Here is a 24,343-nt window from a genome sequence, read left to right as displayed (position 1 = left end):
ATATGGATAATTTGCCTACACAAAATGCACTTGAGGGAGTAGCTATTATAGGAATGTCAGGACGGTTTCCTGGAGCAAGGAATATAAGGGAGTTTTGGAATAACCTTAAAAATGGAGTAGAATCCATTTCGTATTTCTCAAAAGACGATGCAAGGGCTTGCGGGATTGATGAGGAAAGCTTGAATAACCCTGATTATGTCTTTGCGGGAGGAATACTTGATGACATTGATATGTTTGATGCGGGTTTCTTCGGCTTTAATCCTAGGGAAGCAGAAAACATGGATCCTCAGCACAGACTCTTTCTTGAATGTTCCTATGAGGCCTTGGAAGATGCAGGCTATTCAAGAAATGACTATGATTATCCTGTAGGAGTTTATGCTGGTAGCAACATGAGCTACTATTTCCTTTATCATTTGCTTAATAAACTGGGAGTAAAGGATGATCTGGCTATTGCAATAGGAAACGACAAAGATTATCTGGCTACAAGAACCTCATATGAGTTTAACTTTAAGGGGCCAAGCATAAATGTACAGTCTGCCTGCTCGACTTCAATGACTGCTATTGCAATGGCATATGAAGGTTTGTTGAATTATCACTGTGATATGGCTTTGGCCGGAGGGTCAGGGATAAAGCTTCCACAGAAATCAGGTTACTTATACCAGACAGGAATGATCGGGTCACCCGACGGGCATACCAGGCCTTTTGACAGCAATGCATACGGAACTATTTTTACCAGCGCTGTCGGAGTGATTCTGATGAAACGTGTGGAAGACGCCATAAGAGATGGTGACCACATATATGCAGTTATCAGAGGAATGTCTGTTAATAATGATGGTTCAACAAAGGTTGGATTTACAGCACCCAGCAGGGAAGGTCAGGCTGAAGTAATAGCAGCAGCACAGAATCTTGCAGGTGTAAACCCTGAAGATATAAGTTACATAGAAGCTCACGGTACAGGCACTTCACTCGGGGATCCTATTGAAATATCGGCTCTTACACAGGTGTTTAATCAGAGCACACAAAAGAAAGGTTTTTGTGCAATAGGTTCGGTTAAGAGTAATATCGGACATGCCATATCAGGTGCGGGCGTAGCTGGAATGATAAAGACTGCGCTGGCTTTGGAACATAAAGAGATTCCGCCAAGTATAAATTTTGATCTGCCAAATCCTAAAATAGATTTTGAAAACAGCGCCTTTTATGTAAATACTAAGCTTACAGACTGGAAAAGTACCGGAAAGCCAAGGATAGCTGGTGTCAGTTCCTTTGGCTTCGGAGGGACAAATGTCCACGCTGTCTTGGAGGAAGCTCCTGACTCGAAATCTTCAGCTCCATCCAGACAGTGGCAGTTGATAACCTTATCGGCAAGAACCCCTGCGGCACTGGATAAAATGTGTGATAACCTGGCGAGTTTTTTCAAAGACAATCCAAATGTCAATTTTGCTGATGCTGTTTACACACTGCATATAGGCAGAAAGGAATTTGAGCACAGGCGAGCCATTGTCTGTAAAAATAAGGAGGATGCTGTACGTCTTCTTGAACTAAAAGAGGGGCAGTACATTTTTTCCGGGATTTCTGAGAATGTAGATAGTGAATACTCCGAGACCAGTAAAATTATTGGCGAGAAAAATGCAAACGAAGAAGTTATGCTGACAGCTTTAGCAAAGCTGTGGGTAGAAGGCTCAGCCATAGATTGGGAAGAGTTCCATGAAGGAGAACAGAGGCTTAGAATTCCACTCCCGACTTATCCTTTTGAGAGGAAGAAATATTGGGTAGAGCAGTATAATATGACGGAGTTTGTCAATAAAAAGAATCAGGTCAGCACAATCAACACGGATTTTAACAATTGGCTTTATTTACCATCCTGGAAAAGGGCAGCCTCATTATCATTTGACAGTAAAAATGTGAACAAAAAAGGATGCTGGATTGTTTTTGAGGATGAGACAGGTATGGGGGCAAGAATCGCAAAAACCCTCAGAGAAGAAAACATATATGTGATTACGGTTGGTAAGGCAGAAGGATTCAGAAAGATAAATGATACAACATTTGTCTTGAATCCTGAAAAGAAAGCTGACTATAGGGCACTGTTCCATGAGGTGTCAGATTCGGATAAACCTTTGAGGAATATAGTTCATCTTTGGAATGTAACAGGGGACAGCAATGTGTATTCCAGGATTGAAGCTTCAAAAAGGTGCCAGATTGATGGATTCTACAGTTTGATGTATATAGCACAAGCTTTGGGTGAACTGGAACTTGATGAAAATGTAAGGCTGGCTGCTGTAACAAATAATATGCATGTGATTTCCAGCGAGCAAACAGTTCATCCTGAAAAAGCGGTAGTATTGGGTCCATGTAAGGTTATACCGAGAGAGTATACGAAAATTTCATGTCAGAGCATTGATATAGTGTTGCCTAAAACAGCAGATGCGGAAGAAAAGCTCATAGGTTTGATCCTGGCAGAGTTAACATCAAAAGACCCTGAGTTCATTATTGCCTTGAGGGGCACGCACAGATGGCTTCAGACACATGAAAGCATAACTTTGGAAGCCGACAACGATAGAAGCTTTGTGCGTGAAGGAAAAACATACCTGATAACAGGCGGAATGGGGGGTATCGGGCTTGCACTTGCCGGGTATATGGCAGAAAAGGCAAAAGTAAATCTGGTGCTGACCAGGCGTTCATTTTTCCCGGAAAAAGAAAATTGGGAGGAATGGCTGTCTTCACATGGTGCTGATGATAAAACAAGCATAAAAATAAAACAGTTGAAAGCTATTGAAGCTCTGGGATCCCAAATAATGGTCGTAAATGCTGATTCTTCGAATCTCGAACAGATGAGGAAGGTTATCGCTAAAGCAGATGAGAAGTTCGGAAATATAGACGGTGTTTTACATGCTGCTGGTATTGCGGATAATGGGTTGATTCAGGAAAAAAGTGATGAGACAGCTGCTAAAGTCTTAACCCCAAAAGTTGAAGGGACACTGGTATTAGATGAATTATTCAAGGATAGAAGACTTGATATTCTTGTGTTGTTCTCTTCAAGCAGCGCTATTCTGGGTAATGCAGGTTTTATCGATTACTGTGCCGCAAATAATTTCCTGGATGCTTTTGCCCACTATAAAAACAGTTGCTCAGATACATCCACAGTAGCAATAAACTGGGATGAATGGGATGAGGTAGGAATGGCTGCGGAGAGCAAGTCAAGAGATAGGGTAAAGAATAAAATTACAGTGAAGGAAGGTTTGAATCTTCTTGACAGAATTGTATCATCAAAGGCATCTGCTCAGGTAATAGTTTCATCCGGAGACTTCACAGGCATGCTAGAAAACATCAGGAATTATTTGAAGGCTACTGCTGCGGGAAAAGCTGTAGTCAATCAAGACAAGGAGAAAGGCAGTAACAGGCCTGAACTTCAAACTCCTTATGAAGCTCCGAGAAATGGAACTGAAGAGGTTATAGCAGAGATGTGGCAGAATCTTCTAGGGGTTTATCCTGTAGGGATCAATGATGACTTTTTTGATCTGGGTGGACATTCATTATTAGCTACATCACTGATTTCAGAGCTTGCAAAAGAGTTTAAAAAGAACATAACGCTGCAAAGCCTTTTTGAGAGGGCTACAGTAGCGCAGCTGGCAGAATTGTTTGACGGGGATTCGGAAGAGTCTGCCAAAGCAGAAGAAGAGGACAGCGAAGAGGGTTTTGAAGAAGGGGAATTTTAAACTTAATTAAATATACAAAACAAAGAGTTATGATTGGAGGAAATCACATGAAAAAAATTGCTTTATTATTTCCGGGACAGGGTTCACAATACGTTGGAATGGCAAAGAATCTTTGCGACTTGTATACGGAGGCAAGAGAAATCTTTCAGGAAGCAAACGAGACTTTGGGTTTCGACTTGAAAAAGCTCTGTTTTGAAGGCAGTATGGAAGAATTGACGAAAACCGAGAATACACAGCCGGCATTATTAACTGCCAGTGTAGCGGCATTCAGGGTATATATGAAGGAAATAGGTATAGAGCCTGAATTTGCAGCAGGACACAGTCTGGGTGAATTTTCTGCTTTATGTTGTGCCGGAGGGATAAACTTTTCTGATGCTGTAAGGATAGTGAGGCAGAGAGGGAAATTCATGCAGGAAGCCGTACCTGTGGGGTTAGGTGGTATGGCGGCTGTCAGTGGAGTAGATAAGAGTGTTATAGAAGACGTTTGTGTCAGGGCTTCAATTAATGGAAAAACTGTAGTTGTATCAAACTACAATTCTCCTGATCAGATTGTCATATCAGGGCATTCAGAAGCTGTAAAAGAAGCGGGTGAAAAGCTTACATCCCTTGGAGCAAGGATAATTCCTCTAAAAGTAAGCGCTCCTTTCCACAGTCCCCTGATGAAGCCGGCTGCAGAAAAATTAATGGAAGAAATGGGGAAATACTCATACAATGAACTGAAGTTTCCTGTCGTTTCAAATGTGACTGCCATGCCATATCCGGGAAGTGTAAGCATAATTGAATATTTATCCAAGCAGATCGTACAGCCTGTAAGATGGCAGCCTTCCATGGAGTTTGTACAAAAGCAGGGAGTTGAGCTGGCTATAGAGCTGGGGCCACAGACAGTGTTGAGAAATCTTATGAAGAAAAATGCTCCGGGCATAAAGACATTTTCTTATGATGTAGACTCTGACGTACAAGCTGCAAAGAAGCTATTATCATCGGATGGCAGTGGAGTGGAAGACATAAAGCAAGGAATGTCCGTTATTACTAAATGCATTGCGACTGCTGTCTCTACAAAAAACAGTAACTGGGATGAACAGGAATACCAAAAAGGTGTTGTTGAGCCATATAGAAAAATGACAAATTTGCGTGATGAGCTGGAAAAGGAAGGCAGACAGCCTACAATCGAAGAGGTCAGGGAGGCTTTGGATATGCTGAAAAATGTGCTGAACACCAAGAAGGTTCCTGCCAGCGAGCAGATGGAAAGGCTAAATAAAATACTGGAAACAACAGGGACAAAGGATTTGTTTAAAGACTATACAGCATAATCGACGAACTATCTGGAGGGGCAAAATGCTTGTGAACATAGGTAACATTGAGGACGGCAGCCAGACAATTAACAACCTTTTGGAAGAACTTAACAATAGGAAGGTAAAATTGTGGGTAGATGGAAACATATTGCGTTATAAGGCTCCAAAAGGGGTACTTACACAGGAGATGCTAAAAACAATAGGGGAAAAAAAAGAAGAAATAGTAAGAAGTCTACGTAAAAACTATATTTTACTGAATGTTGATTCCGTTCATGATGTTACTTGTGACTGTACTCAGGACTTGATAGCCAGTCTGGCAGTCTGGAGAGGTCTGGAATATGAAGTGGTTTTTGCCGATTCATGGGGATTCGAATTTACACCGGACGCTGACAGGCAAGGAATCATTGGTAATATGATTGATTCAGGTATCAATGATTCCCAGCGGCTGGCAGAAGATTTCCTTGGCATTAAGCTTTTCAACTGCGAGGTAAAGTCGTTAGAACAAGTTCTGGATACTGCTAAGAGTGAACTGGAAGAAGGAAGGCCTTTAATCATTTGGATAGACTCTTATTGGAATCCTTGTGCACCTAATTATAAGAAGAGTCATTTTTATTATCACTCGTTTATGGCGGTTGGAATAGATTCCCTCAATAATAGCCTTATATATATAGACCCATACACTTCACCGGAAAAACAATTGTATATTTCGGTTGATGAACTTAAAGAAGGTATTGGCCCAATAATAACTAAAATCAGGTTTGATGAAAATGTAAACAGTCAGCTGCCCTGGCTTGACCTTCTAAAGGATAATATGCTGAAAATCGAAGGCAAAAAGCAAACTCCCGGAGCGTTTAATGCCATGAGGGAATTTGCAGGCTACTTTGAAAAAAACATTGATTATGTTAAAGAAGCTCAAGAGTATAACAATTTCTATAACTGGCTTATATCTTTAAAGATTGATGAGATTGTCCGGGGAAGACGGCAGTTTGCAAAATTCTTAAAAGCCCTGAGCGTATATCATGATGTGCCTGATATATCTACAATTATTGCCGGACTGGAGACAGCATCCTCAAAGTGGCATACAGTGCACACACTTGTTATGAAGGGGGCTTTGTTGGATGAGCCGGACCCGGTAAACACCAAAATTTCTCTCAGGGTTAAGGCTCTCGCGGATTACGAGGAGGAGATATTCATTCAACTAAAAAATTCAATAAATAATCTTGATGGGTTTTAAGACATATGAATTCTCATAAGATTATTTAGTAAAGGGTTAGTGACTATTTTTATGGAGGTTGTTTCATGTTTGAAGAAAATAACCGTGAAGATTATTTCGAAATGTCGGTTAGTGACTTCGTTACAGAAATCGGAAAAAAGAAAATAAAGCTATGGGTTGATAACGGTGCATTACGTTACAAGGCTCCGAAGGGGTCTATTACAGACGGGATACAAAAGTTTATCATAGAAAAGAAAGCTGAGATTATCGCATTTTTTGAAACACAAGATGAAGATAATATTTTTTACCAGCCAATTGTAAAAATCGAAGAAAGTGAGAATTACTCTTTATCTGCCGCACAGCAGAGAATGTATATTATGACCCTGTCGGACAAAGACAGTACAGCGTATAACCTTACACAGGTTTTAAAAATCCATGGAGATTTTGACAGGACAAAGTTTTCTAAAGTTATAGAAAAACTGGCACAAAGGCATGAACCCTTAAGAACCAGTTTTGAACTTAGGGATGGCGAACCGATACAGAGGGTTCATAGTAAGGTAGAATTAAGTATAGAATACCAGGAGCTGGAAGATGGTGAAGAAAACTTAGAAGCGGTTATAAAGGATTTTATACGGCCTTTTGATCTTTCCAAGCTGCCTCTGTTCAGATTCAAACTGGTGAAGCTAAAGAGTTCAGGTAGTATTCCTATCCATATATTGATACAGGATATGCATCATTTAATCTCTGATGGTATCTCTGAATCAATCCTTGTAAAAGAAATCAATGACCTGTATGCAGGAAAGGGCCTGCCTGAATTAAGGATACAGTATAAAGACTATGTGTACTGGCATAGGCGGCTTTTAAAGAGTAATCTTATTCAGGCACAAAAAACTTTCTGGCATGAACAGCTGAAAGGTGAAATCCCTGCCTTGGATATTCCTGCCGATTATATGAGGCCGCAGGTGTTTAGTTTTCAAGGTGATACATTAAAGATTAAGATTGAATATGAGCTTAAGGAAAAACTGAATAAGTTTGCCAGGGAGAAAAGAATTACATTGTTTACCCTGCTGCTGGCGGTATACAACCTTCTTTTGGCAAACTACTCCGGACAAAATGATATTATCGTAGGTTCACCTACGGCAGGAAGAAGGCATGCGGACACATATAGTGTATTGGGAGTGTTTGTGAATACACTGGTATTCAGAAATTTTCCTGAGCCCGATAAATCCTTTGAAGAATTTTTGAAGGAAGTAGGAAGTAATGTTCTAAAAGTGTTTGATAACCAGGATTATCCCTTTGAGCAGCTGGTAGATGAACTTAAGGTAAAAAGGGATTTGAGCAGAAACCCTATATTTGATGCGATGTTCATTTTGCAGAACATGCGGATTGATGAAATAAAAGCAGAAGGCTTGGATATCAGCAGATATGATTACAAATTCAAAATGGCTCAATATGATTTGAGTTTCATTGCTACTGAAAGCAAGAACGAAATAGAGCTGGAAATAAATTATTATGCCGGGATATTCAAAAGGCAAACAATAGAGAGGCTTGGAAGGCATTTTATAAACATATTGGAAAATGCGATCAATAATCCTGAAGCCAAGCTCTGCGAAATTGATATGCTGACTCCTGAAGAAAAGGAAAATGCTGTCTACCGTATCAACAATACGGATACTGAGTATCCAAAATCCAAAACAATACATGAGCAATTTGAGGAGCAGGTAAAAAATACACCTGAGAGTCCGGCTGCAGTTTTCCATGGTAATGCGCTGACATATGCAGATCTGAACAAAAGAGTAAACCAGATAGCGTGGACTCTGAGGAAAAAAGGTGTCAAGCCTGACAGCATAGTAGGCATAATGACAGGACGGTCCGTTGATATGGTAGTAGCTATTATGGCTGTATTAAAAGCCGGTGGGGCTTATTTACCTATAGACCCCGATTATCCTATGGATAGAGTGACTTATATGTTGGAGGACAGCGGGGCTCAAATATTGTTAACTCAATCTTCGTTATTAGACAGATTGGGGTTTTCGGGCAGTTCGGAAGCTGGAGCCGGACTATCGGGTATTGATTTAGTAAACTTGGAAGATGAAAAGGCTTATTGTTCAGAAACCGGCGATCCTGAAATTGTAAATACTTCTGAGGACCTTGCCTATGTTATATATACTTCAGGCTCAACCGGTAAACCTAAAGGTGTAATGATTGAGCATAAAGCTGTTTCAAATTTTATCAAAGGAGTTACGGACAGAATAGATTTCAGTAAGGGAAAAAGTATCCTAGCATTGACGACAATATCTTTTGATATTCATGTACTTGAAATACTTCTGCCTTTGACAAAGGGTTTGAGAATTGTCATTGCTGATGAAATGCAGCAGCGGGATTCAAAACTTTTAAATGAGGTAATTGACATAAATAATGTTGAAATGCTTCAAATTACACCTTCAAGGATGCAGCTTCTGTTGAAGGGTGCCAGCAGTCTTTCCTGTCTAAAAAAGCTTAAGATAATTATGATAGGTGGAGAAGCTTTCCCACAAAATCTTTTATTGGAGCTAAAAGGATTGACAGATTCAAGGATATATAATATGTACGGACCGACTGAAACCACAGTATGGTCTACAATAAGTGAGCTTTCAGGTGCTGAAAACATAGATGTCGGCAAGCCGATTGCAAATACAAGAGTATATGTTCTTAATAAAGCGAAAAAAGCTGTACCTGTGGGGGTTGCCGGGGAACTATGCATTGCCGGTGACGGGTTGGCAAGAGGTTATTTGAACAGGCCGGAGCTGACAGCTGAAAAATTTATTGATGACCCTTTCCATGAGAGTGAAAAAATGTACTGCACCGGAGATATGGCAAGGCTTTTACATGATGGCAGGCTGGAGTGCTTGGGAAGAGTGGATCAGCAGGTGAAGATCAGGGGATACAGGATTGAGCCAGGGGAAATAGAAAAGCATCTGAGCAGATTTGAGGGAATCAGAGAATGTGCAGTAGTTGCAAAGGAAGATCAAACAGGAATCAAGTTCCTTGTGGCGTATTATTCGTCACCTGCAGAAATTTCCCTGTCGGATTTGAGGAATCACCTGTCAAAAAGTTTACCTGAATATATGGTTCCGGATATTTATGTACATATGGACAAGCTTCCTTCTACTCCAAATGGAAAAATTGACAGAAAGGCTCTGCCGGAACCGGATTTCAACAGGCCGAAGCTATCATCGGAATATAAAGGCGCAGAGACAGAAGCGGAAAAAGTACTTGCTGATATTTGGGGAAAAGTTTTGAAGCGGGATCTGATCGGTGTTGATGATAACTTTTTTGAGCTTGGCGGAAACTCACTACTTCTGGTAATGATGCATGCCGAGCTGGAAAAGCATTATCCTGGAAAGGTAAACGTTGCAGATATTTTTGCACATCCTTCAATATCAAAACTGGCAGAAATGATAGAGGGAGGAGAAGAAATTACTATAAGTGATGTGAAATTCCAATCCCTTAAGATTGTGCCGGAGTACTTTACAGATAATGAAGAAGAGAACGAAAACACAATCATTAATCTTAAGCTGGACTCTGAAACAAGTATTGCTCTGGTGAAAGCGGCGGAAAAACATAGTACTGCTTTAAGTGATGTATTACTTGGAGCATATGTGTATTTGTTTTATGAATTGTCCGGAAAAGAAGAAATACCTATAAGCCTTGTATTAGAGGGTACAGAACGGGTAATGCCTATGGAATTTGAACTGGGAGGCTTAAAGGACATAAGGGAATTAATCAAAACTGTAGCAGAAAAAAGGGAGAAAATTAGTAAAAATGATTCGCTACCACTTAAATACTTAAGGAATATCAGAAGTGACAAGCAGATAGATTCGGTGTTTTTGCTTTTTTCCCACAACAGCGGCACTATAGATTCAGATCATACAAACTACTTTGATATTATCCTGAAGGCAAGGATTGAAAATGACATATTAAACCTGACATTTGAGTACGATGCAAACCGTATAAGAAAAGAAAAGATTGATGAGCTGGCTTACTACTATGTAGAGGTTATAGATTCAATTATAGAAAGGATGATATAAATGAAAAAGATTGCATTATTGTTTCCGGGTCAGGGTTCTCAGTATGTAGGTATGGGTAAAAATCTTTATGAAAATTATCCTGAGGCCAGGGAACTGTTTGGTGAAGCAAGTGAAGTGTTGGGATTTGATTTGAAAAAACTCTGTTTTGAAGGTGATATAGCGGAATTGACAAAAACTGAAAATACACAGCCTGCAATACTAACTGTCAGTGTAGCTGCTTTTAAAGCATATATGAGTGAATTTGGGGAAGAGCCAGCATATCTTGCAGGACACAGTCTGGGAGAGTTTTCTGCTCTGGTATGTGCAGGAGCAATAAAATTCCAGGACGCTGTAAGCATTGTCCGCAGCAGGGGCAGGTTTATGCAGGAAGCTGTTCCTCAGGGTATAGGCGCGATGGCGGCTGTCAGCGGAATAAATAAAGAAGAAATAGAAGCTGTATGCAAAAAGTTTTCAGATAATGACCGTATGGTTGTAATCTCAAATTACAACTCACCCGGACAGATTGTTATTTCAGGCCATACAACCGCTGTTAACGGTGCAGGTGATGAACTGAAAAAGTCAGGTGCAAGAGTAATACCTTTAAAAGTAAGTGCACCATTTCACAGTCCTCTGATGCAGCCTGCTGCAGACAAACTGAGAGAAGAACTCCAGAAGTACGCATACAGCCATTTGAAGTGGGACGTGGTTTCAAATGTTACTGCTTTGCCCTATGATGGTTACGAATACATAGTGGACTGCCTGTACCAGCAAATAATAAAGCCCGTACGCTGGATTGAATCCATGAAGTATCTCGAAGCGCAAGGGGTTAATCTGGCAATTGAGCTTGGTCCACAGACAGTATTGAGGAATCTTATGAAGAACAACACTTCTTCAATTAATACATTTTCATATGACCAGGAAGAGGATATAAAGAATTTGGGAGAAGCACTTTCAATAATTCCGGTTAAAGTACAAGACTGTATAGAAATGCGCATGAAGCTGATTACAAGATGTCTTGCAATTGCAGTATGCACCAAAAACAACAATTGGGACAACGATGAGTATCAAAATGGTGTAATCAAGCCATATAAGAAGGTGAAGCAAATGCAGGAGGATATGGAGATCGCTGGAAATGAACCAACGATTGAGCAGATGCAGGAAGCACTAAACATGCTGAAATCTGTTTTTGCTACTAAAAAAACTCCGTTGGAGGAACAAAACAGTAGGTTTGATCAGTTATTTAAGGAAACAGGTCTGAAACACTTATTTAGTGATAAGGACTTTTCCGCATAGAAACAGGATTGTTTGACTGGAGGGGTAAAGGTGGAAAAACTGTTAAGTGTAAAAGGTATAAGAAGTAGCGGCGATGCTGCCAAGCCGCGATTTCAGATAGAGAATATATCAAAGCGTGACATAGCTATAGTAGGTTTGTCAGGCAGGTTTGGTTGGGCAGAAAATGCACAGGATTTTTGGGAGGGTATAAAAGAAGGAAGCGATTTTATCTCCGGGGTTTCAAATGAAAGGAAAAAAGTAGGGGAAGCATATATAAAATCTTTGGAGAGGCTCGGAGTTCCAAAGGAAGAGTTTGAATTTATTGATGCTGCATATATGAAAAGGATAGACAACTTTGATTGTTCTATGTTCAATATTTCCCCTAAAGAGGCTGACTTAATGGATCCCAACCAACGTTTGCTTCTTGAAGTTGTATGGGAAGCAATAGAAGATGCAGGTTATGGCGGAAAAACACTTTCAGGAACAAGGACAGGAGTGTATGTAGGCTACAGCTCCGACTTTGGAGAGGAATATAAAAGATACAGCAGGATGGTAACTGACACCAACGACGAAGCTGCTGTAACCGGAAACATAAGATCTATTATCGGTAGCAGAATATCTTACCTGCTGGATTTGAAAGGGCCAAGTGTTATGATAGACACTGCTTGTTCATCAGCACTTGTAGCTGTACATACGGCATGTCAGGCAATAAGAAACGGAGAATGTGATTATGCTATTGCAGGATCTGTAAAAGTTTTAGTTGTCCCTGTACGTGAAAAAAGCGGGCAAGGAAATATTGGAATTGGTTCTTCTACCGGAAGGGCAAAGACATTTGATGACAGTTCAGACGGCACCGGTGTTGGGGAAGGTGTAGGAGCAGTATTGCTAAAACCGCTAAATAAAGCTGTCGAAGATGGTGACCACATTTATGCCGTAATAAAGGGGAGTGCTGCAAATCAGGATGGGAGTTCTGTGGGCATAACTGCACCAAATATGGCGGCACAGGAAGAAGTAATACTCAGGGCATGGAAGGACGCGGGCATTGATCCTGAAACAATTACATACATCGAAGCACACGGTACGGGAACAAAGCTTGGCGATCCTATAGAAATAACAGGCATTAAGAGAGCTTTTGAGAATTACACGCAAAAAAAACAATTCTGCGCAGTAGCATCTGTAAAGACTAATATCGGACATCTGGATCATGCCGCCGGCATAGCTGCATTAATAAAGTCGGTTATGGCTTTGAAAAACGGAGAAATACCAGCGTGTTTGCATTTTCAAAAGCCGAATCGTAAAATAGCTTTCGAGGATTCTCCTGTATATGTAAATGACAGGTTGAGCAAGTGGCAAACAGAAGGTTTTCCCAGAAGATGCGGAATAAGTTCTTTTGGATTAAGCGGTACAAACTGTCATCTTATACTTGAAGAATATAAAAATAAAAATGAACTGAAAGAATCTGTTGAAGGGGAAAAACCTCAAATACTGTCTTTATCAGCAAGAAATAGAGAGTCTTTAAGCAAGCTGGTTGATTTGTACAGCGGATACCTGGATAAGGAAGAAAGCGAAATCAGAAATATTTGCTATACGGCAAATACAGGCAGAGGGCACTATAACTTGCGGCTTGCAGTGATTGCAGAAAACATGGAGGACCTGAAAAGTAAAATCGGATTAATAAAAAATACCGGTCTTGTAAATATAAATGAGAAAGGAATACTGCTGGGAGAGCATAAAATAGTATCTGCTTCCAAGCAAAACAAATTAGATGGCGAAATCACTTCTGATGAATTGAAAGATTTGAATTTGAAGGCGGATAACTTAGCCGGACAGGCTGGAAGGTGTGCAAATACCGAAGAATACAGAATTAACCTGGAGGAGCTTGCCAGACTCTATATTAAAGGTGGGGAGATTGATTGGAAAAAGATTTACCACTCTTCAAAATATAAAAAGGTAAGCCTGCCGGTTTATCCGTTCCTAAAAGAAAAGCATTGGGTTGATCCTGGGAAAGCGCATGAGAAGGCAGTCAAACACAGTTACGGGAACATTGGACACCCGGTTTTGGATACATGCTTGGCGAATTCTATGGAAATAGATATTTATGCTACAAATTTCAGTGTGGAAAAGCATTGGGTATTGAGTGAGCACAAGGTAGCGGGGACATATGTAGTTCCGGGTACCACTCACATTGAGATAGCAAGCCAGATAGCAAGAGGATACAGATCTGGCAGCAGTGATGTTATTGAAATGAACGAAGTAGTGTTTTTAGCTCCATTGGCCGCACAGGAGGGCATGGAAGTGGAGGCCCAGACTGTCGTGAAAAAGGATAATGGATACTATGAATTTTCGGTAATAAGCAAATCAGAGGCAGAAGAAGGCTGGAGAAAACATTCTGAGGGGCGGTTTTTCGTAACTGAAGGAAAACGGCCGGATAAAATTGATATTGAGGAGCTAAAGAAAAAGTTTTCTAAAATAGAAGAGTTAAGTGATATAGAAGAAGAACCCGATGGTGTAGAGACAGGGCCAAGGTTTAAAAACTTCAAATATGCACACCTGGCGGAAGACGAAATACTGGCTTACATGGAATTACCCAGGGAGTATATTAAAGATCTTGAAGAGTACTACATGCATCCGGCTTTGCTGGATAGTGCCGTAAACATGTGTAACGGTACTATCGGACAAGGACTTTACCTGCCGCTTTCATATAAAAAATTAAAAATATATGACAGGCTGCCTGCTTGTATATACAGTTACATATCGAGGAAAAACGAATTTAAGGAAAACAGTGAAACCGGATGCTTCGATATATCAATACTGGATACTGAAGGTAATGTTATAGCTGTAGCAGAAGACTATACGGTGAAGAAGGTACATAGTACAGAGTTCGGTAATGCTAATAAGTCAAAAGTATTGGATTATTTTGAAATAGGGTGGAATGAAAAGCTTCTTGAAGATATAGCCGGCAAAATAAGCGGCAATGCAGTTCTTGTGTTTACAGAAAAGGGTAAAAGAGGCACGGAAGTGGCGGAACAATTGAAAAACCAAGGCCTAAAGGTATACTGTGCTGAGATTGGAAGCTGCTTTGAGAAGATAGATGAATGCAGATATTCAATCGGTTTTACAGAAGAAGACTATATTCGCCTGGTATCAGAACTGCCGGAGAAAGTATCTCATGTCATTCACATGTTTTCACTTGAATCAAGGGATGAAAGCGGAGGTCTAGAAGAAAACGAAGTGAAGATGGAAAAAGGGGTATATAGCCTGTTTTATCTGACAAAAGCGTTAGTGAATCTAAAAGCAGGCAATATACGGCTAGCGCTGATAAGCGACTATGCTTATGAGGTTTCTAAAACAGAAAAGCAGATTAGTCCACATAACGCAGCATTTATTGGTCTCGGTAGAGTAATACAACAGGAGTACCCGGACATAAGCTGTGTATGCATAGATATAGATGAGAGTACCAAAGCCGAAAACATCATAAGCGAGCTTGCAGCGCAGGATAATCCGCAGCTTGTGGCTTATAGGGACGGTAAAAGGTATGTGGAAGAATTCAGAGCTATAGATAAAAAAGATCTCGCTCCCAGACAAATTGAAATTAAAAATGGGGGGGTATACATAATCACAGGCGGCACCGGAGGTATAGGCCTTGAAGTAGCGAGATACCTTTCTGAAAAAGGAAAAGTAAACTTGTGCATGATAACAAGGTCAGCGCTGCCTGAGCGGGAACGGTGGGAAGAAATACTTGAGGCTAATAATGACTACAAGTTGTGTAAAAAGATAACAGACATCCTAGATATGGAAAAAACAGGCTCTATAGTTTTGCACTATCCGGCTGATGTCTCCAATCCGGATTCAGTACTAAGTGCCATTTCTGAGATAAAAAGCCGGTATGGGACGGTAAATGGAGTAATTCATGCTGCCGGTGTGGCCGGAGACGGTTTTATTATTAAAAAAGAAACCGGTGTATTTAGGAATGTATTAGTACCAAAAACGACAGGAACGTGTATTCTTGATAAAATGACCGAAGACTTCAAGCTGGACTTTTTTATCATGTTTTCATCTATTACCAGTCTTACGGGAGCTCCAGGTCAAGGAGATTATACTGCTGCAAATGCATTTATGGATTCTTATGCACAGTACATGGCAAGACAAGGGAAGAATGCTTTGGCAATAAACTGGCCCGCATGGAGTGAAACAGGTATGGCAGTGGACTATAATGCAGTCAGTGAGGATTCATTGTTTAAACCTGTGTCTACCGGAGAAGGCATAAATGCTTTTGAAAAACTGGTAAATTCAGCTGTAGTCAGGGCCATCCCCGCTAAACTCAATTATAAGGTAATAGAACTTGTTAAAGATACCATGCCTATAGCTTTGTCGGACGAGATCAGGCGTAATTTTGGGAAAACAAAAGGTAGCGGTATCAACAAAGCTGATCATAGCAGTAAGGATTTAGGCAGTATAAGTATTGTGCTCAAAGGGAAAATAAACCAGGATTATACGGACACAGAGCACAGCCTTGCAAAGCTATGGGCATTGGTTCTGGGTATAAATGAAGTTGATGTATATGATAACTTCAGCGATTTGGGCGGGGATTCGATTCTTTCGACACGTCTCCTAAGAGAGATGCAGAAGGAGTATGGCGGATTGGTTGATATTTCAGATGTATTTACTTACTCGACAATAGGTGATATGGCTGCATATCTTGACAGCAAAATGAACAAGAAAAAGGAATTTGAAAGGATAGAGGAGGATGACAGCGATATAGATGCGGAATTGGATGCTATGCTGAAACGACTTGCTGACGGAGATATATCTGTAGAAGAAGCTGAAAAACTTTTGGAGTAGGGGGATGTATAACAATGGAAAAAACAAAAAACTATATTATTAAGCAGGTAGCTTCTAATAAACTATCCCAGGAAGAAGCTAAAAGTATGTTGCTGGAGTTAAAAACAAAGCCTTCAAGAGCAGACGATGATATTGCGATTATTGGTATGGCCTGCAGATTTCCACAAGCCGATAACCCTGAAGAATTCTGGAACAACCTGATAAATGGGGTTGTTTCAATCAGAGATTTGCCGGAAAAAAGGAAAGAAGATTTTTATACAGTACTGTCCAATACGGTTATAAGAAAAACCATGATCAATGCAGATATTAAGGATGAAGATATAAGTAATAAAAGGATTAAATTTATAGAATCAGGATATCTTGATGAAGTAGATAAATTTGATGCAGGATTTTTCCACATCCCCCCGAGAGAAGCAAAGTTTATTGATCCGATGCAGAGGGTTTTTATGGAAGCTGCATGGGAAGCTATTGAAGATGCAGGCTACGGCGGAAAAAAGGTACAAGGTACAAATACCGGGGTATATGTAGGGAGAGATAATACAAACTCTTCAATCTACAGTATTATAACTGAACAGGATCAGATGCATCTGACAGGTTCATGGGCAGGCATACTTGCTACCAGAATTTCGTATGCATTTGATTTTAAAGGGCCGGGAATGGTTATAGATACAGCTTGTTCATCAGGTGCTACCGCGATACATGAAGCATGCAAGGCGCTAAAAAACAAGGAGTGTGATTATGCACTTGCAGGTGGTATTCAGATAGCATCGCGTCCCAATATTAATGGGGAGAACACCAATATGTCCATGGTGGAATCAAAGGATTCAAAAGTCAGGACATTCGATAAAAATGCAAACGGTACCGTATGGGGTGAGGGTGTCGGAGTACTGTTCCTTAAACCTTTGTCCAAAGCTGTCGAAGATGGAGATAATATTCATGCTGTAATAAAAGGAAGTGCGATAAACAACGACGGCACTTCAAACGGGATAACGGCTCCAAACGCTGAGGCACAGGAAGAAGTGATCATACAGGCCTGGAAAAATGCTAAAGTAAACCCGGAAACTATTTCATACGTGGAAGCCCATGCTACGGGTACTGTACTCGGAGATCCGATTGAAATAAAAGGACTTTCCAATGCGCTAGCAAGGTTTACGGATAAAAAGCAATTTTGCGGTATAGGATCGGCAAAACCGAATATAGGCCACTTGGTAGCAGCTTCAGGTCCGGCATCTTTAATGAAAGTAGTACTTGCAATGAAGAAAGAGAAAATTCCTGCTGTAATTAACTTTGATGAACCGAACCCGTATATAGATTTTTGTAACAGCCCTATATTTGTAAACGACAGTACCAGGGAATGGAAAAAAAGTGATGTTCCGAGGAGAGCAGGAGTGAGCTCCTTCGGTTTCAGCGGAACAAACTGCCACATTATTCTTGAAGAGGCCCCCGAAGTTGAAAAAAGTGCAGAGGCGGTCATAGACGGCAAACCTCAAATATTCACTATATCAGCTAGAAGTGAAAATGTACTTGAAGATTACGTAAAAAAATATACAGATTTCTTCAGTAAAAATGCTAATAACAACTTGAAAAATGTATGCTTCACTGCAAATACCGGGAGAGGACACTTTTCTTATAGGATTGCTATAGTAGCCGGCAGCTTTGATGAACTGAAAGAGAAAATTTCTCACATAGCTCAACACGGATTCAATAAATCAAATGAAAACGGTGTTTTCTTCGGACAGCACAAAATTACGCAAAGTGGTAAAAAATCATCTGATGCTGCCGGGATCACAGAAGAACAAATGGGGAGAATAACCCTTTCGGCATCAAACCTCATTCAGAGGATTTCCGGAAGTGAATCATACACTGAAAATGATCTGTATGAATTAAGCAGGCTTTATGTAGAGGGAGCTGAAATTGATTGGGATAACCTTTACAAAGGCAAAAAACTCAAACGTGTATCGCTGCCTGCATACCCTTTTGAGCGAGTAAGGCTGTGGGCTAACCCCAGGGAATTTGGTGATATGATTTTCGGTACACAAAAAGATCATGCCAAAAGTAAATATCCTCTGTACGATGAACATTTGGAATCATTTGATAGTCATATTTTCACCACTTATTTTGAGGTCAAGCGTCATTGGGTTCTCAGTGACCACAGAGTAATAGGTAATTACGTGGTTCCGGGGACTACATACCTGGAAATGGCTATAGAAGCGAGCAGTGAATTCTACCAGGACAAAAACTTAGTGCTGAAAAATGTTATTTTTATTACACCTCTGGTAGTAAACGAAGGGGAGCAGAAGGAAGTACAGACTATTGTCAAGCCTTATGATGGACATCTTGATTTTATTGTCGCAAGCAAGGATTTGGATGGAAACTGGGCTAAACACGCAGAAGGCAGTGTTTCGGTAGGCACACAGGAAGGAGCAAAAAGAGTAGACATCAGCGAAATCAAAGCCAGATGTTCCACGGAAATTATCAGCGACAGTAATGATGATAATGGGCCTTTTGGATTCGGACCAAGGTGGAATAGCGGAAGAAAAGCATATATCGGTGATAATGAAACACTTGGTTACTTTGAGCTTCCGGCAGAATTTATTAAAGATCTGGACGAGTACAGGCTGCATCCTTCCCTGATGGATAATGCCATTAACATGGCTAATACAAGTATTGGTGAAGGACTCTATCTTCCTCTGACCTACAAAGTTCTAAAAACATATGGATCAACTCCGGGAAAACTCTACAGCCATCTGAGGAGACGGTCTCCTAAACAGGAAAATCCGGAAAGTTTGACTTTCGATGTCACTCTGATGACGGAAGACGGTTTGGTTTTTGCAGAAGTTGAAGATTATACAGTTAAAAGAGTGAATGAAGCGGCCAGTACATTCAGAAAATTATCAGGAAAAGGCAGTCCTTATTATGAAATGAGTTGGGTACAGGAGGATCTGAAAGCCGGAGAGCAAGATATTTCTGGATTGAAAATACTTGTATTAAAAAGTAAAGTTCAGACTGCAGATGAGCTGGTAAAATCATTGAAAGATTCAGGTGCCAGTGTAACGGAAGTAGAACTTGGAGACAAGTATCAGAAAACCGGTGAAAACAGGTTTGTTATCCAAGGAATACAAGAAGACTACAATAAGTTAATCGAAGACATAAACATCCATGAATACTCAAAAATCGTACATATGCTTAATATTTACGGAACTGTTGAGAAGGAAACTTTTGAGAGTCTGCAAAGCAAAAAGAAAAATGGATTATTCAGCATGTACTATATAGCTAAGACGGTATCAAGCAAAAAACTTAAAAATAATTTGCAGATGCTATTGATTTCTGATTATGCAAGTGAAGTTAATGGGGAGGAAGAAGCTATAAACCCTTATAATGCCGCTTTCATGGGCATTGGGAAGGTTGTCGGTGCTGAAAATGACAAATTGAGCTTAAGGTGTCTGGACATAGATAAAAATACTTGTGCGGATGATCTTCTTAATGAAATTAAATCTGATAGTAAAAAGTATATGGCTGCCTATAGGAATGGAAAGAGATATATAGAAATGTTCCGGAGGATGGATATTGAAGAGAAAGCAGCGGTCAGCTGCGAAATAAAAGCTGAAGGTATCTATCTGATAACGGGAGGTATGGGCGGATTAGGTCTGGAAATCGGTAAATATCTATCGTCGAAAGGAAAAGTTAACTTATGCCTTGTTAGCCGTTCACAATTCCCGGAGAGGGAGGACTGGGACGGTATACTTTCAAAGAATGAAAACAGGAAGGTTTGTAAGCAGATTGAAGCTATAAAGGCGATGGAGGCTTCCGGAGCAAGTATTGTATGCTGCAGTGCTGATGTAACAAACTTTGATGCTATGAAAGTCCTGATAGATGAGCTGAGAGGGAAATATGGCAGGGTAAGCGGCATCATACACGCTGCCGGAGTAGCAGGTAATGGTTTTATTATAAATAGGAGTGAAGATACGTTCAAAAGCGTTATTAATCCTAAGATGGACGGAGCATGGATATTGGACAACCTGACCCGGAGTGAAGAGATGGATTTCTTTATATCATTCTCATCCATTGCATCCATATTGGGCGGGGCCGGGCAGGGGGACTATACAGCTGCAAATTCATACCTGGATTCATTCAGTTTCTACAGGAACAAGCAAGGAAAAAGGACAATAACAATCAATTGGCCTGCATGGAAGGAAACCGGAATGGCTGTTGAATTTGGGGCTGATAAGGATGACATATTCAAGACGATTTCAACTGCTGACGCATTAAGTGCTTTTGAAGAAGTACTTGGCAGGAATGTAGGAAGAATAGTTATAGCTGAACCGGATTATGGGCATGAAGTTTTCCAAAATGAAACCGAGCTGCCTTTTAAAATCTCAACGGAAATATCAGCTGCGGTAAAAAGACTAAAAGACAGAGCAGGGAATAACAATATAGCAAAATCCAATACACAGCTTGCTGACGTAAAGCTTAAAGGAAGAGGAGACGGCAACTATACCGGTACAGAAAGGATAATAGGGCAGATTTGGGGTACTCTCCTTGGGATGGAGGAAATAGACATTAATGATGATTTCTTTGCTATGGGAGGAAATTCATTACTTGCAGTACGAATGGAAACTGAAATGGAGAAAAGCAACCTGATAATAGAATATTCGGATATTAACAGCCATCCTACAATATATGAATTGGCTGAATACCTGGATAAAGGGGAAAATGCAAGTGATATTGTACAGAAAACAGAAAGCAGTGATGATGACAACATTAAAGCCTTTGAAGAGAAGGCGTCAGAAGATAAGGTGACTGCAAGCAGTGTCAAACAAACCGGTTCTTCAGATGAATTGAAGGTATTGGATAGTGTCGAGCCATTTAATGAAATAATTTATAGGGGATGCTTTTATAGTGCACTTTTTCCGGTAGTGAGGCATTTTAACAAATCTGTGCTTTCCTACATGGCAAATGAAATCGGTATATACGGAAACAGGGAATATATGGGGGTAGAAGGAGTAAATGTAGGGTACTTAATGAAAACCCCAATTTTTGAAGTATCGGAAAGGCTTGGGATACATGTAGAATCAAAGCCGTACACCAGCACTCTGACCCAGGATATAGTCAGGGCGATTTCTGCAGACAAGCTTGTTATCGTTTGTGTAGACTGTTTTTATGAATCCATAAGGAAGGACACATACCAAAAAACACACTGGCCTCATTGCCTTTTGATTTATGGGTTTAATGAGAGGGAAAAAACCTTTGATATACTGGAGCATCGCCATTCAGGAAGCCTTGTTTATGAAAAACGTACTATAGGCTATTCGGATTTGGTTAATGCATATAATGGCTTCCTGGAGAATTTCAGAAACATCGATATTTCTGAAATCGAGTTTGCATCCATGAAGGTTCATGACAAAACTGAGTTCCCAAGTTATTATGAATTCAGCTCAATTGAAGGTTTGGCTGATATTGAAGACGAGGATGATTTGCACAGCTTCAAAGCCAACTTTATTGAAGTGAAAAATGAAGTATTCAACAGTTTCAAGTATTATGAAGAGTTTTATAAGCAGTTTGAAGCAGCTGCAGCGGATGAAGGAGCAATCAAAGAAAGTGCTGCACTGGTGCTGGAACTGCTTAACAACTTGATAAATGCAAAACAGGCAATGAACTACAGAAATTCCAGACTGGTTACAAACTACTCCGAAATCGAGGGAATTATTCTGGAGTGCATAGATCTTCTGAGTTTCATAAGGGCAAGGATCGCAAGACTTTTATATACATCGCGTTATAAGAGGGAAACATTCTTAACATGTACTGAAAAGCTGGATCGTGCAATTAAGCTTGAATACGAGTACTATAACAAATTATGTGCTATGATGGGTATATGAAAAGTTAAATATTAGGAGGAAGCAATTTATGTCTAACGAAGTAGAAAGCAGGATAATTGCAATATTGAATAAACAGTTGAGTGAACTGGCAGGCAAAGAAATCGAAATAGAAGATGAACTGATTAACCTGGGCATAAATTCTGTTGAGTTCATAAAAGCTATTATTGCATTGGAGAAGGAATTTGATCTTGACCTTGAAGACGAGGATCTGGATTTTAACAGATTTAAGGTTGTAGGGGATTTGGTTTCGTATATTAAAGAAAAAGTATAGTTTTCTGTAATGAGCGGGGAGTGCATTTCTATCCCCATAAAGCCTTAAGTTTATAAACTTGGGGCTTGTGGGGATAGTTCAGGCAGGATGATTAATTTACAGGACTGACTTTTTCATATATTAATTTCCGGTCATAATCTGATCCTTTGTATGGGATGCTTCCTGCACTTTTATAGCTAAAAAGGTTAATTCCATTGGTTTTGTATTGGAATGAAACACCTGATTTACTGAGTATTGTAGGTGCAATATCAAGAAATGAAGCTGAAATGCTTTCTTCCTTACGTATTTCCCCTTCAGGAGTAATTATCATGACAGGAACCAGTTCGAAATACTTCCCGTCAAGATAAAAAGATGCTTGTCTGAAAATATCATTATATATACCGGGAGTGTGGTCACCCAGAATTACTATATAGGTGTTTTTGAGATTTTCCCTTATAAAATCAACAAAAAAGTTTAGAGTTTGGTCTACATAAGACATGGAGTTGAAATAGTCCCGGACGACAACATTATTAATACCGTCGTAGTTATTATTATCATAGTAATAATTTGCGTTGGTATAAGGACCATGACTTGTCATGGTAATTACATAATAGAGAAATGGGGATATTTGTTTTTTCATTTGGCCTAAGGTGTAAGCGAACACATCCTTGTCCGGTGCGCCCCAGCCTACATTGCCCAATCCCATTTTCTGCATGTCGTGGAATTCTTTAAATCCCATTTTGACATATGCCTTATCACGCGAAAAGTAGGATGCCGTATTACCGTGAAATACTGCTGTATGGTATGAGTTTGCAGACAGGATTTTTATAAATGAGTTTGGATATGTATAGCTGCTTATCTTCATGGACGGGAAGTTATCCAAAGGCTCAATACTATTCATGGTAGAAAATTCACAGTCTGAGGTTCCCCCTGCCTTGTGATAGCTTAATGTATATGGATAGTAAATGCATTCCTCAGATATTGAATTCAAAAACGGCATTATGTATTTACCATTATACTGCTTGCGGATTATATTTGAGTCCATTGATTCTACCTGTATTATGACAAAATTAGGTTTTTGAGCAGCCGAAGGTTTTGCGGAAATTGTTTTACCGTATGCTAAAGAATTAATCAGCTTTTGGTCGTTTCTGTTAACCCAGCTGTCTACAGCATTATTTACAACTGTGCCGTATCTTTCTACTATAAGTGTTTCGTAAGAGGAGTAGTCCTTAATGAAATGCGCCAGCGAGTAGTTGTGGACATAATTCCAGCTTTCAGTGATCAGTATGGCTGAGAGGCATATTAGGGCTATAAACTTTCTTATAATATGAAGCTTTCTCTTTAATTCGAGAATTCTTTTATATAGAAGCAGAAAGAATATGAAAAAGGGTAGATCAACTAGCAGTATCAACAATTTCAGATTTTTAGGTATAGCGAAATGGCCTGCTGCACCAAGACCCTCCGAAAACAGAGCAGACGACTGTGAAAGGTGCAAGTAATAATGAAAATACAGGTAATATGAGAGGTTGGCAAATATGTAGACTGTCTGAAGTACGAAAAAAACAGAGATAAGTACTCTGCTTGAAAAAAGTAAGAGTAATTCATACAATAAAAAAGTAATAGAGAAAGACAATAAAAGCTTATAAAGTATACTTCCGGTATTTAGTGTTGAGCTGGTGATAAATAAATTGAAAACAGAGACTTTCAGAGTGTTGAAAATAAAAAACAACAGGAATACTGCTGCGGCATTGATATCAATTTTGTGTTTCAGGTTTTTAAATTCGGAAAATACACGTTTTAGTACAATTGGCTCTTCCATCTTACTTCCCCCTGGGT

At 39.9% G+C, this 24,343-nt stretch carries 9 protein-coding genes; 8 read left to right on the top strand and 1 reads right to left on the bottom strand.

Going from position 1 to position 24,343, the window contains the following annotated elements:
- Nucleotides 1–2 precede the first annotated feature (2 nt).
- The 8 genes from N3I35_18555 to N3I35_18520 all read left to right on the top strand — a co-directional run bounded on the left by N3I35_18555 (nt 3) and on the right by N3I35_18520 (nt 22,528).
- On the top strand, nt 3–3,713 hold the full coding sequence (locus N3I35_18555; GenBank protein ID MCX8132086.1) for an SDR family NAD(P)-dependent oxidoreductase: 3,711 nt from the start codon (nt 3–5) through the stop codon (nt 3,711–3,713).
- 47 nt (nt 3,714–3,760) lie between these two features.
- Entirely contained in the window at nt 3,761–5,023 is a 1,263-nt protein-coding gene (gene fabD, locus N3I35_18550; protein ID MCX8132085.1) for an ACP S-malonyltransferase, read from the top strand.
- A 25-nt stretch (nt 5,024–5,048) separates the two neighbouring features.
- A complete protein-coding gene (locus N3I35_18545) occupies nt 5,049–6,239 on the top strand; it encodes a C39 family peptidase (protein ID MCX8132084.1) in 1,191 nt (396 codons plus the stop codon).
- 65 nt (nt 6,240–6,304) lie between these two features.
- Complete coding sequence (locus N3I35_18540; protein MCX8132083.1) at nt 6,305–10,288, top strand: amino acid adenylation domain-containing protein; 3,984 nt, start codon at nt 6,305–6,307, stop codon at nt 10,286–10,288.
- Nucleotides 10,289–11,560, top strand: coding sequence for an ACP S-malonyltransferase (fabD, locus tag N3I35_18535; GenBank protein ID MCX8132082.1), 1,272 nt, complete (start codon nt 10,289–10,291; stop codon nt 11,558–11,560). It abuts the gene before it with no gap.
- 30 nt (nt 11,561–11,590) lie between these two features.
- Nucleotides 11,591–16,381, top strand: coding sequence for a type I polyketide synthase (locus tag N3I35_18530; GenBank protein MCX8132081.1), 4,791 nt, complete (start codon nt 11,591–11,593; stop codon nt 16,379–16,381).
- 14 nt (nt 16,382–16,395) lie between these two features.
- On the top strand, nt 16,396–22,257 hold the full coding sequence (locus N3I35_18525; protein MCX8132080.1) for an SDR family NAD(P)-dependent oxidoreductase: 5,862 nt from the start codon (nt 16,396–16,398) through the stop codon (nt 22,255–22,257).
- Nucleotides 22,258–22,285: 28 nt separating this feature from the next.
- The gene (locus N3I35_18520; GenBank protein MCX8132079.1) at nt 22,286–22,528 is read left to right on the top strand and encodes a phosphopantetheine-binding protein; all 243 of its coding nucleotides are present in this window, start codon (nt 22,286–22,288) and stop codon (nt 22,526–22,528) included.
- Nucleotides 22,529–22,619: 91 nt separating this feature from the next.
- On the opposite strand, the gene N3I35_18515 is transcribed toward N3I35_18520, so the two are convergent.
- On the bottom strand, nt 22,620–24,326 hold the full coding sequence (locus tag N3I35_18515; GenBank protein ID MCX8132078.1) for an LTA synthase family protein: 1,707 nt from the start codon (nt 24,324–24,326) through the stop codon (nt 22,620–22,622).
- Nucleotides 24,327–24,343: the final 17 nt, after the last annotated feature.

The organism is Clostridia bacterium, assembly GCA_026414765.1.
GTDB lineage: Bacteria > Bacillota > Clostridia > Acetivibrionales > DSM-27016 > SKW86.
Note: the sequence above shows the minus strand (reverse complement) of the source record. Positions and strands in the feature narration are given on the sequence as shown.

Excerpts from the sequence above, each read along its gene's own strand:
- N3I35_18555 (MCX8132086.1), top strand. The coding sequence starts at position 3 with ATGGATAATTTGCCTACACAAAATGCACTTGAGGGAGTAGCTATTATA.
- fabD (MCX8132085.1), top strand. The coding sequence starts at position 3,761 with ATGAAAAAAATTGCTTTATTATTTCCGGGACAGGGTTCACAATACGTT.
- N3I35_18545 (MCX8132084.1), top strand. The coding sequence starts at position 5,049 with ATGCTTGTGAACATAGGTAACATTGAGGACGGCAGCCAGACAATTAAC.
- N3I35_18540 (MCX8132083.1), top strand. The coding sequence starts at position 6,305 with ATGTTTGAAGAAAATAACCGTGAAGATTATTTCGAAATGTCGGTTAGT.
- fabD (MCX8132082.1), top strand. The coding sequence starts at position 10,289 with ATGAAAAAGATTGCATTATTGTTTCCGGGTCAGGGTTCTCAGTATGTA.
- N3I35_18525 (MCX8132080.1), top strand. The coding sequence starts at position 16,396 with ATGGAAAAAACAAAAAACTATATTATTAAGCAGGTAGCTTCTAATAAA.
- N3I35_18520 (MCX8132079.1), top strand. The coding sequence starts at position 22,286 with ATGTCTAACGAAGTAGAAAGCAGGATAATTGCAATATTGAATAAACAG.
- N3I35_18515 (MCX8132078.1), bottom strand. The coding sequence starts at position 24,326 with ATGGAAGAGCCAATTGTACTAAAACGTGTATTTTCCGAATTTAAAAAC.